This is a genomic window from Gardnerella sp. DNF00109, from assembly GCF_049262845.1.
GTDB classification, from domain to species: Bacteria; Actinomycetota; Actinomycetes; order Actinomycetales; family Bifidobacteriaceae; genus Bifidobacterium; species Bifidobacterium vaginale.
Genome location: NZ_CP058406.1, coordinates 247955 through 260657, shown reverse-complemented (window position 1 = coordinate 260657; position 12703 = coordinate 247955). Strand labels below are relative to the sequence as shown.

The 12703-nt window shown below is 43.4% G+C and carries 9 protein-coding genes and 2 tRNA genes; 2 read left to right on the top strand and 9 right to left on the bottom strand.

Annotated features, from left to right (window positions below; translation table 11 throughout):
- The first annotated feature begins 94 nt into the window (after window positions 1-94).
- On the top strand, window positions 95-742 hold the full coding sequence (locus tag HXT20_RS00955; protein ID WP_174143075.1) for a teichoic acid transporter: 648 nt from the start codon (window positions 95-97) through the stop codon (window positions 740-742).
- 163 nt (window positions 743-905) lie between these two features.
- Window positions 906-978, top strand: a tRNA-Ala gene (locus tag HXT20_RS00950).
- 311 nt (window positions 979-1289) lie between these two features.
- Here the strand turns inward: HXT20_RS00950 and HXT20_RS00945 are convergent.
- The 9 genes from HXT20_RS00945 to obgE form a co-directional block, all read right to left on the bottom strand.
- Window positions 1290-3269, bottom strand: coding sequence for a serine/threonine protein kinase (locus HXT20_RS00945; protein ID WP_422114387.1), 1980 nt, complete (start codon window positions 3267-3269; stop codon window positions 1290-1292).
- Window positions 3270-3426: 157 nt separating this feature from the next.
- Window positions 3427-4785 carry a UDP-N-acetylglucosamine 1-carboxyvinyltransferase gene (gene murA / locus HXT20_RS00940; protein ID WP_004111949.1) on the bottom strand — a complete coding sequence of 453 codons (1359 nt, stop codon included), beginning with the start codon at window positions 4783-4785 and terminating at the stop codon, window positions 3427-3429.
- Window positions 4786-4873: 88 nt separating this feature from the next.
- The gene (locus HXT20_RS00935) at window positions 4874-6283 is read right to left on the bottom strand and encodes a metallophosphoesterase (protein ID WP_415682236.1); all 1410 of its coding nucleotides are present in this window, start codon (window positions 6281-6283) and stop codon (window positions 4874-4876) included.
- 481 nt (window positions 6284-6764) lie between these two features.
- Entirely contained in the window at window positions 6765-7619 is an 855-nt protein-coding gene (gene nusG, locus HXT20_RS00930; RefSeq protein ID WP_422114386.1) for a transcription termination/antitermination protein NusG, read from the bottom strand.
- Between the two features lie 28 nt (window positions 7620-7647).
- Complete coding sequence (secE, locus tag HXT20_RS00925; protein ID WP_004111941.1) at window positions 7648-7863, bottom strand: preprotein translocase subunit SecE; 216 nt, start codon at window positions 7861-7863, stop codon at window positions 7648-7650.
- Window positions 7864-7901: 38 nt separating this feature from the next.
- A tRNA-Trp gene (locus tag HXT20_RS00920) sits at window positions 7902-7977 on the bottom strand.
- A 164-nt stretch (window positions 7978-8141) separates the two neighbouring features.
- Complete coding sequence (locus HXT20_RS00915; RefSeq protein WP_119675567.1) at window positions 8142-9404, bottom strand: pyridoxal phosphate-dependent aminotransferase; 1263 nt, start codon at window positions 9402-9404, stop codon at window positions 8142-8144.
- A gap of 469 nt (window positions 9405-9873) precedes the next feature.
- Window positions 9874-11019, bottom strand: a complete 1146-nt coding sequence (gene proB, locus HXT20_RS00910) for a glutamate 5-kinase (RefSeq protein WP_014554788.1) — start codon at window positions 11017-11019, stop codon at window positions 9874-9876.
- Window positions 11020-12684, bottom strand: a complete 1665-nt coding sequence (obgE, locus tag HXT20_RS00905) for a GTPase ObgE (RefSeq protein ID WP_422114385.1) — start codon at window positions 12682-12684, stop codon at window positions 11020-11022.
- Window positions 12685-12703 lie beyond the last annotated feature (19 nt).

Here is a 12703-nt window from a genome sequence, read left to right as displayed (position 1 = left end):
TTATTTTGCTGGTAATGTAGTCATTGAGAATTTGATATTACAAATTTGATCTAGCTTTAAAGTGTTTAACGCGTTTAAAGGAGAGTGGCAAAAGATGGATCAGCGTAAAGCAAACACTGATGCTAACGCAGATAAAACACTTGAATCACCTAACGAATTGGAATCTGAGCTATCGATAGCAGATATTTCCAAACGTCACTCTAATCCTAAACGCTGGATACTCTACTTTGCAGTGCTTCTAGCAGCAATAGTCATTCCATATTGGATAGGTAGAACATTAGCAGTACAACACACTTCATGGGTTGTTCAACATTATTCTGGTTTAACACCACAAGGCGTTGTGTTTATAGCATGGGTTACAACCGTTGCAACAGCTACAACACTAGCAATGGCATTAATAGAGTCTAAAAAATGGCTGTGGAGATTTTTATTCGTTATTTTTCTAACGATTGAACAATTTATAAGCGGCTTATGCTTGCTAAGACTAAGCTTTTGGTACTCAACATACGTCGTTTATGGGTCTGCAGCTGGACTAGCTAATGCAGCAAACCTTGGAATAATATCTGCAGGATTTGGCGTTGCTGTATACGCTGTTTTATTCGTAGGACTACTTGTAATAGTGCCTAAAACATCACGCTTAAATGTGCTGACTCGCAGCTGGGCATCATTTATAATGTTCTATACTATTGAAGTCTTAGCGATTCTTGTGGTGATTTTTGGCGGATTTATGACAGCAATGTAGCTTCCACATATGCATACTAAATGTGTGCACTATATGAAAATACAAATAAGTATTAGGCGCATTATTATTGATATTTAAACGTTTTTTGCAACACTCCATACCGGTTTAGCATTGTACTTTTACGCACCTTGTAGTACAGTGTGCAGAGTTGTTGTAGAACAATGGGGCTATAGCTCAGTTGGTAGAGCGCTTCGTTCGCATCGAAGAGGTCGTGGTTTCGATTACCATTAGCTCCACGAAGCCCACTGCATTCATTCCACCGCAGTGGGCTTTTTCTTTTCTTACTTACTATTGCGCGATTCCTTGTTTGCTGTTGCGCGAAGTTTGAGTATTTCTCTCCTCGCAAGTCCCGTCGCTACGCTCCTCTTTTATTGCTCGTATAGAAATACATCAAACCTTCTGAATATCTAAAACTTTTGCGTATCTTTCATCACCGAGATTCTCGATTTTTCTTGCTTCTTCAGCGAATCACCATTTCATGCTGAGGTTCGCTTCATCCGCTGCAAAAAATCTCGAATCTCCACCGCACCTAGTGAATCCTTAAACATCAAATATCGCCATTGTCAAATATATTTTCAATTGAATCAATTAACGGATCCGCTTGGCTCATTATCTGTTTAACTCTATTGTCAACGTTTTTATTTTGCGACTTTATAGATCGCGCTAAATCTAACGCGTCGTCAAAAATATTTTCAATACTATCTTGACTAACAGCATAAGACTTAAATAAACTAATCCACGATTTTAGCGAATTAAAAACAAGTTCACACGCATCTATTTTTACAATCTCGTTCTGATTTTTCTTAGCATTTTCAATAAAATTATGCAATTTCGTAATATAATCAACATTTTGCGGCTTGTATTTTCCTTCCGCATAAGATGCAAAGCCTAAATACTCACTTCCAATCGAATAATACATTGATGCCAACTCATAGTCTCTTGATTTAACACCTTTTAACGCTTCTTTAAACCATTCAGATGCTGCTGTTATGCGAGTTTTTCTATTTGAATCACTAACTTCTTCCCCATTTTCAACGCTATAATACCAATATGCTTTACCCACAGATAAGCACAGTTCATACCAATCTTCAGATTTTTTAAGCGTGTTTTTATACTCATTAATCAACGCTGTAAAATCTTCTCTTTCATCAAGAGTCCACCGAAAATCTTCAATTTGATGCACTAAAAGTCTGAGTATTGGTTGAATGGAAAGCGGCTGAATATTTGCATTAAAAAGTTTTATTTGCAATCGCATGGCTTGATTAACATTTTGAATCACCTGCTTAGAATCCACTGATTTTGCCGCTGTTCTCATATAGTTTTTATATTTTTCAACATCACTTATTTTCTCTATAGCATTCTTGTTTCTTTTTTCATCATTGTTACGAGTCAGTTGCACATAATCATTTTTTCGACTACTTATTTGACTATTTGATGTTAAAGAATGCAATGATGTTCCTATCAAAAAGCAGCCAACAACAACCATCATTATGCAGCAAATAATTTTGATTACAATATTTCGATAACTATTCCTACCACTCTTTTTATGAGTATTTTTACGCATACTCCTACGACTACTCTTACGTTTATCACGACGATTATTCTTATAATGATTTACACGCGACCTGATATTTTCTATACCCTCTACGCCAGAATCTAAATTGTCTCCTAAATAATTTTCTAAGCAATCCTCTAACGACTGAGCAAATTCTTTACAATCCGCATAACGCTCCAAAGGATTTTCTAACATGGCGCGCATTAAAACAGCTTGAAGATCGTTAGCAAAACCACCATCAGCTAAGTCGAAGTTAGTAAAGTGCTTTGTAGCATCATAATGCTCTGAGTTTTCTGAGTCTATAGTCTTATTATCAGAAAAACATTTACCCGTAAGAGCAAACCACAATGTAGCACCAAGAGAATACACATCAGTAAAAACGCCTATTTTGGATTCAGGCTTAAAAAGTTCTGGAGCAGCAAATCCACGAGTAGCAAAACGCGCATCTTGTTTAAATCTGCTTGGTTGCACCAACACACCATCTTTATTTTTAATTTCTAATGCAGATCCAAAGTCAATTAAATAAACTTTTGAATCCGCACCAAGCATAATGTTAGATGGTTTTAAATCACAATAAACAATAGAAGGATTAAGTGAATGAAGATATTGCAATAAGCCACACAATCGTATACCTAAATTACACACTTCGGCAGGACTCATAACACCTTCTTGTAAAATCATTGATTTTAAAGAAAATCCGTCAACATAGTCGCGAACAGCGTATGCTCTGCCATTCTCCTCAAAAAAATCAACAATTCTAGGTATAGAAGGATGATTGCAATGATTTAAAACCTCAACTTCTGCGCGCAAAGACTGCAAAATCAAGGCTTTTTTATCGTCATCAAAATCAGTAGCAGTTTCTTTTATAGCCCACTGCTTATGAAGAACATTATCTACCGCAAGATAAACAGTAGATGTTCCTCCAGCTCCAAGTTTTCCGAGAATCTGATATCTTCCGCCCACACAAACCATATTTGCCGCACTTTCATAAAATCAAAATGACAATAATCCTGTGCTGCAAACTTTATAGACTAATTTGCGTATTGAAAATACTTATAGAACAATGTGTACCAAAGCCATCAAAACCCTAGAAAAATAAGGGAAAAGTTATCCACATTGCTCACATTGCTCAATCAATATCCGCGCCAAGAGCAGTCAACTTACCGCGGAAATCTGCATAACCGCGGTCAATAAGCGAAATACCCTTAACGTTAGATGGACCCTTAGCTGCAAGAGCCGCAATAAGATGACTAAAACCGCCTCGCAAATCAGGAACATCAATATCTTGACCAGTAAGAGGCGTCGGACCAAAAATCACAGCAGAATGCTTGTAATTTCGCTGCTGGAATCGGCAAGGAAGAGAACCTAAGCACTCGCGATACAACTGAATCATAGCGCCCATTTGAACAAGCGGTTTTGTAAAGCCAAAACGATTTTCATAAACAGTTTCGTGAACAATACTCAAACCTTTAGCCTGCGTTAAAGCAACAACAAGAGGCTGCTGCCAATCAGTCATAAAACCAGGATGAACATCGGTTTCAATAGCAACAGGATGCAAATCACCACCCGGATGCCAGAATCGAATACCGTTATCAGTAACGTCAAACTGACCACCAACTTTACGAAACACGTTTAAGAAGGTCATCATCTCTGGCTGAGTAGCCCCTTTAATAAACACGTCACCATGAGTTGCGAGCGCAGCAGAAGCCCAAGATGCTGCCTCAATCCTATCTGTTAAAGCCGTATGATTGTAGCCTTGAAGCTTATCAACGCCCTCAATCCTAAATGTTCGATCAACGTCTACAGAAATAATAGCGCCCATTTTTTGCAAAACAGCCACCAAATCCATAATTTCTGGCTCAATTGCAGCACCCGAAAGCTCTGTTTTACCTTCTGCAAGCACGGCTGCAAGAAGAGTTTGCTCAGTGGCACCAACCGATGGATAAGGTAGATGAATTTTAGTGCCATGCAAGCCGTTAGGAGCAGTAATATGAATACCATCCTCATGATCTTTATCTACATTCGCACCAAGTTTACGCAAAGTTTCAAGATGGAAATCTATTGGACGCCCTCCAATATTGCACCCACCTAAAGCTGGGATAAAAGCCTCACCAAGTCTGTGAAGAAGCGGACCAGAGAAGAGAATAGGTATTCTCGAAGATCCTGATAATGTATCTACGTCTGCAACATCAGCAAGCTGAACGTTGCTTGCGTCAATACTAACAACGCCTGCAGCGCCATCAACATCTACGTTTACTCCATGCAAACGCAGCAAATCAGAAACAACGTGAACATCTCTGATTTCTGGAACATTCTTTAACACGGATTTCCCAGGAGCAAGCAAAGCTGCAACCATTGCTTTACTAACAAAGTTTTTTGCACCACGAACTTTAATAGCTCCGTTAAGCGGCTTGCCACCTTCTACATGCAAAACGTCTGCAGCGTCAATGCCACTTTCGTTCTGTTCAGCCGTATTATGCGCAGACACATTTACCTCTTTCGTTTGCAACTAAAACTAATCACTATAATACCGACATGCGTGCCAATAACACATACCAATTCGAGCATTAACCAAGCTACTTTGCTGCGCGAGACCGCCATCTTCTCAATAGCCTTGCAAAAAGCGAAGGTTTTTGCAATAAATCTACTTCTGGCAAATCGTGATCGCAATCCGCGTTTAGACCATAAGTATACGCCTTTTTAGATGAAGGTTTTCCAACTAAATCACCAAATTCAAGCATTTGCGTTCTAGGCTCATATGGGTGACGTATGTCAAATTCGATAAGTCTTGCACCACATTTAGATGCAGCTGGCCCATAAGATCCAAAACCACACGTTGCAGTAGACATAAGTAGCATATCCGAATCTTTACAACGTCCAGCAAACGCGTTTCTGTGATCATGCCCTGCGCAGAAAGCGAAAGTGCCAATCTTTTGCAAAATATCATATTCCCCACTGTCTTTATCTGGGCAACTCACACCTTCTCCAAGATAACCATCTGGCAAAATGCGATTATCGTCTAACGCGTAATATCTCCCAGCAAAACGCCTGTACCCCTCGATCGCATGTTCCTGAGACGCATAATCTTTAGAAACTTCACGCATTAAACCATAGTATTGAGGAAGAGGAAAATGCTGGAAAACACAGAATTTTGGAGGCGATAACTTTGGCAAATTTCTCAAAAAATCAAGTGCCTTATCCGAAGGTTTCCCATAACCTCCACTCTTCTCATAGTCTCCAGAATTAACCAAAACTAATGAAAATATAACATTTTCCTGATTCACATCCATAACTGGAAGCGCAAACGTACCAGCTTCACAAGGAAAAATAATTTGATTTGGCAATATGCATTTAGTGGATTGCAAAGCTGCAACATTGCAACTAGAAGAATCATAATTATTCGACTTGTTTTGCGAAGAACGGTTCATGCAACCCTTAAACTCTTGATACAAAGAATCCAATTCTTCATTGCTTAACCCACATTGAAAATCATGGTTTCCGTAAGTCAGCGCCCATGGAATTGAACGATCTTCCAAAGGCTGCACCATACGCTTAATGTGCTCAATAACTTTTTTTCGCGTTGCATCTAGTTTTTCTGCATACGACTCATCCTTAGGTGAGTAATTATCAGAAAATCGTCCTGAGGAAGAGTCGAAAGCCTCCGAAGACCAGCGTCTGCGTACAAATGTATCCGCAAAATCTTTAACATATCCAGCAATTTGATTACCCGTAAAAATCACAATATCTGGCTTAACAGCATCACAAGCGGACTCTATAAGCCTAATTGTATCTTTGCTAATTTTTGGAGCATCCTGAACATCTGCAAACTGCAAAACACGAAATTTGCCAGAAAGATGGAATTGCAATTTACCTAATCGTGCAGAAATAGACATCGGCAAATTAGCTGATTCAGAAGAATTAGCCGATTCAGAAGTGGGTAAAACTTTAGACTCATCGCTATTCGTAGATTCTGCAATTTCTGACATGATTCAAGCATACGGCACATCAGAGAACAGTATCAACAAAAGATTTAACAAAATTCAAAGAATTTAACGCTAAATTATTAAGACTGCACTCGAACTACAGAAAAATAAAGAAATATACACAAAAATGGCGAAACGTAGGGATTTTTTACAAGATTTTCAGGTAATTCACAGGCAATAACATCTTTGTCTTAAGTAAAGGATGCCTATTATAGAGACATCAAGGAAAAAGCAAATCAACATAACGAATGATTTGCAAGAACCAATAACTGAACCTCTCTTCTTCTCTTCTCTTTCATAACCCCGGGTTACTAACCCGGGGTTTTTGATTACATTATAAAAAATTACATTACAAAATTACGGATTATTCTCCCCCCCCCCAAAAAAAAACAAAACAAAAGTCGGGATGCAGCAAACACCACACCCCGACTTATGCACTGATAAAATCAGATACGCGCAACAATCACAAAACGCGCATTAAAAATCAAACAATAGGCTCTACCTGGTTAAATCCAAGCTCCACAGGAGTTTCGCGACCAAAGATAGAAACAAGAACCGTAAGCTTCTGCGTTGTAGGATCCACATCCGATACCACGGCAGCCATAGTCGCAAATGGGCCATCGGTAACTGTAACCTGATCGCCAACCTTGTAAGCCACCTCAACGGTACGCTTACGAGCCGCAGCAGGCTTATCTCCAGCCTTCTTCAAAGCCTCAGACGCAATCATAGGAGCCATCATATCGATAACTTCCTTACGGCTAAGAGGAGCAGGCTCCTTAGATGGGCCAACAAAACCAGTAACGCCTTCAGTTTCGCGCACAATACGACGAGCATTCTCATCTGGCCACATACGAATAAGCACATAACCTGGAACGCGAACGCGGGTAATAACCTTCTTACCCTTGTCGGTGTGCTTTTCAACCTCTTCCATTGGCACTTCAATCTGGAAAATCTTATCTTCCAAACCAAAGCTTTGTACACGAGATTCAACGTTAGTTTTAACGCGCTTCTCGTAGCCAGAATAGGTGTGGAGAACGTACCACTTGCCTTCAAGAGTGCGCAAAGTCTTAGAGAATTCCGCAACAGCGGCAGCACCAGCATCTGTAGGATCAACTTCTTCCGCTGCGCAAGAATCGCCAGCAACCGTTTCAGCAGGCTCAGCAGGAGACTCGGTATCACCAGCTACGTTTTCACTATTTTCAGAAGCATCTTCTACGACAACAGTATCTGCAGCATCTGCGTTCTCAACATTTGCAGCATCAACCGAAATATCAGCTGCGTCAAAATCCGCAAGATCATTCACAGAATCAACATTTTCGAGATTCAACTCGTCAGTCATATTCGCACACCCTCAAAATTCGTTGAAATCAGCCAAACAGCCACATAACAGACTTACCCAAACCGAAGTCCATAACAGTGACGAAAACCATCAAGAAAATAACAAAAATAAACACGGAAGCTGACCAAGCAAACAATTCCTTGCCGTGAGGAGCAACGACTTTGCGAGTCTCATCAATAGTTTGCTTAATGAACATGCCAATACGCATGAACAAATTCGGCTTCTTCTCTTTTGCCTTGGCCATGCTTGAATCCTTCGTTTGAAAATTGTTAACAATAAAACTGGCAGGGACGGCGGGACTCGAACCCACAACCTACGGTTTTGGAGACCGTTGCGCTACCAATTGCGCCACATCCCTAGGTGAACTTGCTAATCATACCTTAAAAAGATTGACTTGGCAAAACCGCCAAATAGATATGTTAGCGGAAGGGCAAGATTTAAGGGTTTTATTATGATTAGCGAGTGTCGCTAAACGCGCGGTTGCTGGCGACTTTTGCGCGCGTAAACAACGCGCTGGCGCCTTTAAAACGCGCTGCCGCCTTCAATCCACTGCTTCATACGCCTCATACCTTCGGCAAGCTGACTGTCTGCTAAAGCACACGAGAATCGCAAGTGGCCAGGCGCACCAAAAGCCTCTCCAGGAACAGCGGCAACATGCGCTTCATCAAGAAGCATTTGCGCAAGCACAGACGACGTGCCTGGAATCTTAGAATCCTTGCCCATCGGGCGATCAAGTAGTGCCTCAACGTTTGCAAACGCGTAGAAAGCTCCGTGCGAAAGAGGGCAAGTCACGCCATCAATATCGTTTAACGCCTGCACAATAGCCTTGCGACGAGCATCGAAGGAATCACGCATTTTTGCAACTTCATCTAAGGTCCCACCAACCGCTGCAAGAGCTGCTCGCTGTGAAATATTGGAAACGTTAGACGTCATGTGGCTTTGAAGCTTAATCGCAGCTTTTGCGACATCAAGCGGCGCAACCATCCAGCCAACACGCCAACCTGGCATTGCGTACGTTTTAGCAACACCGTTCAAAACAAGCAGCTGGTCGCGCACTTCTGGCACTTCTACGCCAATATACGACGTTTTTACGCCGTCGTAATGCAAGTGCTCGTAAATCTCGTCGGAAAGCACCCAAATATGGTGTTTTATAGCCCATTCGCCAATCGCGCGAATCGTTTGTGCGCTCCAAATAGCGCCTGTTGGATTAGAAGGCGAAGTTACAATAATCGCACGCGTGCGTGGGGTACGAGCCGCCTCAATCGCCTCAATATCTGGCTCAAAACCGCGATCCGCGCCAGACATAACAGGCACAGGCACGCCACCTGCAAGTTTTACTGCCTCTGGGTAGCTTGTCCAATATGGCGCTGGGATTATAACTTCATCGCCATCGTTTAACAAAATCTGGCATGCTTCGTAAACAGCTTGTTTGCCGCCATTCGTTACAACAACTTGATTTGGGGAAACATCGTAGCCAGAATCGCGCTTGACTTTGCGCGCAATCGCCTCGCGAAGCTCTGGAAGACCAGCTGTAGCCGTGTACTTGTAGTTTTTTGGGTCTTTGCATGCGGCGGCTGCGGCTTCAACAATGTAGAGCGGCGTTGGAAAATCAGGTTCGCCTGCGCCGAAGCTAATAACGTCGATTCCTGCGGCTTTCATTGCTTTTGCTTTGCCATCTACAGCAAGCGTTGCACTCGGTGCCACTTTGTTAATGCGATTGCTCATAGAGCGCCATTGAGAGTTTGATGCGTTTGCTGCCGTATTCGCTGCGATATTTTCTGCCATACTCTACAGTGTAACCATTACACGTTATTTCCCGATTTTGTTCCCATATTTTGCAATTTGGGAAACAAACGCGGGCGAATCGAGGCATTTCCTTGTTTGGTGTTGCGCGAGGGCTGGCTAATTCTTGTCTCACAACGCTCTGCCTCTTACGCGTTGCTTGTTGTTGCGGTTGTTCCGTTTTGTCTTTAATTTTGTTTTTGGGTTGAAGTTTGTTTGTAGTGGTGACTCATTGGATTATTTGGTATCGGCTGCCGCTCTTATATTGTTCGACCAAGAATCACCCATCCCTCTTACAAGTCTTAACAATTGCGTACCACTTAATCACCGAGATTCTCGATTTTTCTTCTTCATTCGATGAATCACCATCAAAGATGCTGAGGTTCATCTCATTCAGGGCGAAAAATCTCGAATCTCCACCTCACTTGGCGAAGCTTTAAGCGCACATGCAAATCGATTAGCAAGTAGAAGATTATAAAAGCACAAGATTGTCGCGATGCACCACAGGATGCGCGTATTGCCGCCCCAAAGTCGCCTCTAAATCGTCTGTTGTAAGCCCCATTACCTGCGGTATCTCATCTGAATCAAATGCAACTAGCCCTTTGGCTAAATGATTGCCATGCTCGTCATCAATCCACACTGGATCACTTGCAGAAAAGTCACCAGCAACCCCTACGATTCCAGCAGCCAGCAGGCTTGCTTTCCCTCCTCGAACAGCTGCAGCTGCACCAGAATCTACAATAATCGAGCCATGCGGATTAGACGCAAAACCAATCCAAAGTCTTCTGGAAGACGCGCGCGAATTTAGTGGCGCAAACACGGTTCCAACTGCTTTCCCCGATAGTGCGCCCTCCGCGTTACTAGCACATGTCAAAAGCGTTGGGATTCCAGAAACAGCAGCAACGTGCGCTGCATCCATCTTGGTTATCATTCCGCCTGTGCCTACACCCGAAATGCTGGAGCCAACTTTAACATCATCTAACGCGCGCGTAACATCAGGAACAAAACCAATCCGCTTAGCATCTGGTTCGCTAGGCGGAGCCGTGTAAAGCGCGTCAACATCTGTTAAAAGAACCAGCGCATCTGCTCGCACAATGTTCGCCACAAGCGCCGCAAGCCTATCGTTATCACCAAAACGTATTTCGTTGCTAGACAGAGCGTCGTTTTCGTTTACGATTGGCACAACGCCCAATTCTAGCAGCCTAAGCATTGTGCGTTGGGCATTACGATAACGCGAAGGGCTTATAGTAACGTCTGCCGTTAGTAGCATTTGCCCTACTCTTATGCCGAATTCAGCAAATGCTGACTCATATTGGTACATGAGCAAGCCTTGTCCAACTGATGCTGTTGCTTGCTGAGTCGGCACATCTTTAGGACGTTCATTAAAACCAAGTAGTCCAAATCCCGCTGCGATAGCACCAGAAGATACTAAAACTACATTAGCTCCAGACATTTGAGCACGGCTAATAGCCGTAACAAGAGCACGTAATTTTTGCACGTCTAAATGACCAGATAAGTCTGTAAGCGAGCTAGAGCCAACTTTTACGACTATTGTGTTCGCATTGCTAATTGAACGCCGAATCTCATCTTCGGTAGGCTCAACTGCCTTATTAATCATTTACTCACCACGTCCAAATAAACTCTGCTCATCGTGTTTGTCGTCATCTACCGATGGATCTGCCCAATGACCTTGCTTTCTCTCCGCCATCATCGCATCTCTCACAGCGCTCTTTGCATCCATCATCATGTGATAATCGCGTCTGCGCTCCGCATTCGTGCGTCTTGCACCTCTAGGGTCATTTGCTTCAAGTCGCAAGTCTTTTCCACGCGCGCCCAAGCTAGCGCCGTCCAAACCTTCCGCACCTGCTGCAATGCTTGGATCCCAGTCGAAGCAAACCATGCGGTTTCCGCGACCAATCCTAATCTCGTCTCCTGGACGTGCACCCTTCTTGCGCAACTCGTCTTCTACACCAAGTTTTGCTAAGCGATCCGCCAAATAGCCAACTGCCTCGTCGTTGTCGAAGTTTGTTTGCACAACCCAACGCTCTGGCTTAGCGCCCGTAACAGTAAACCAGAAGTCGCCATTTTTGTCTTCTTCGCGCTCGATTGTAAAGTCGCTAGCACTTCCGCGGCCATCATCTCTGCGTCGTCTCAATGCTGGCTGTTCAAGCGGCTGAATAACAACTCGCTCTTCTTCTCGCGCTGCCTCTTGCTCAGCAAGCTTTTCGCGCATACTAGCCACCATCTTTCCAAGCGCAAAACCAAGCTCTTTCAAGCCTTCGTGAGACGCAGTAGAAATCTCAAAAACTGGAAAGCCCATTTTTTCAAAGTCGCTTCGCACAAATTCTGCCAACTCTTTTGCCTCTGGCACATCAATCTTGTTTAGCACAATAATTCGCGGACGCTCTGGAATCGGAATCGCTCCAAGCGGCAAATCCAACTTGTTTGCGTATTGCGAAAGCTCGTGTTCCAAAGCCTTATAATCGCTGATTGGATCGCGATTGGGTTCAAGCGTTGCGCAGTCGATTACGTGGGCGATTATTTCCGTGCGCTCAATGTGGCGCAAAAATTCTAGCCCAAGCCCTTTTCCTTCGGAAGCTCCTGGGATCAATCCTGGCACGTCTGCGATTGTGTAGCGGTATTCACCAAAGCTGACCACACCAAGGTTTGGAACAAGCGTTGTAAACGGATAATCTGCGATTTTTGGTTTTGCAGCGCTGATTGAAGCTACAAGACTTGACTTTCCTGCAGACGGGAAGCCCACTAGCGCGACGTCTGCTATCGACTTTAGTTCTAGGATTACGTCTCGTTCTTCGCCAGGTTCGCCTAGTAGTGAAAAACCTGGAGCGCGGCGAGTTTTATTGGCAAGAGCGGCGTTTCCAAGGCCTCCAGCACCTCCTGCTGCGACTACGAATGTGTCGCCTACATGTTGCAAATCAGCCAAAACGTTGCCTGGCTTTTTTTGCGCGCCCGATGCACCCTTCGCCTCAAAAATTACGGTTCCGACTGGCACTGGCAACATAAGGTCTTCTCCTTTGGAGCCGTCCTTTGTATCACCTAAACCCATTGTGCCACTCTGCGCTACGCGATGTGGCATGAATCGGTAGTCGAGTAGGCTGTTAGCGTTGCGATCGGCTACGAATATAACGCTTCCGCCATTTCCGCCATTTCCGCCATTTGGACCTGCAAGTGGCTTGTATTTTTCTCTGCGCACGCCTGCGGATCCGTTGCCGCCGTCGCCGCCTTTAACGTGTACCGTTACTCGATCTACAAAATCGCTCATAACTTTTACCTTACTTGAT

Bases quoted from the DNA above. Each gene is read 5' to 3' on its own strand.
- proB (WP_014554788.1), bottom strand. From the start codon at position 11,019: ATGATTAATAAGGCAGTTGAGCCTACCGAAGATGAGATTCGGCGTTCA.
- obgE (WP_422114385.1), bottom strand. From the start codon at position 12,684: ATGAGCGATTTTGTAGATCGAGTAACGGTACACGTTAAAGGCGGCGAC.
- HXT20_RS00945 (WP_422114387.1), bottom strand. From the start codon at position 3,269: ATGGTTTGTGTGGGCGGAAGATATCAGATTCTCGGAAAACTTGGAGCT.
- HXT20_RS00955 (WP_174143075.1), top strand. From the start codon at position 95: ATGGATCAGCGTAAAGCAAACACTGATGCTAACGCAGATAAAACACTT.
- HXT20_RS00935 (WP_415682236.1), bottom strand. From the start codon at position 6,283: ATGTCAGAAATTGCAGAATCTACGAATAGCGATGAGTCTAAAGTTTTA.
- HXT20_RS00915 (WP_119675567.1), bottom strand. From the start codon at position 9,404: ATGGCAGAAAATATCGCAGCGAATACGGCAGCAAACGCATCAAACTCT.
- nusG (WP_422114386.1), bottom strand. From the start codon at position 7,619: ATGACTGACGAGTTGAATCTCGAAAATGTTGATTCTGTGAATGATCTT.
- secE (WP_004111941.1), bottom strand. From the start codon at position 7,863: ATGGCCAAGGCAAAAGAGAAGAAGCCGAATTTGTTCATGCGTATTGGC.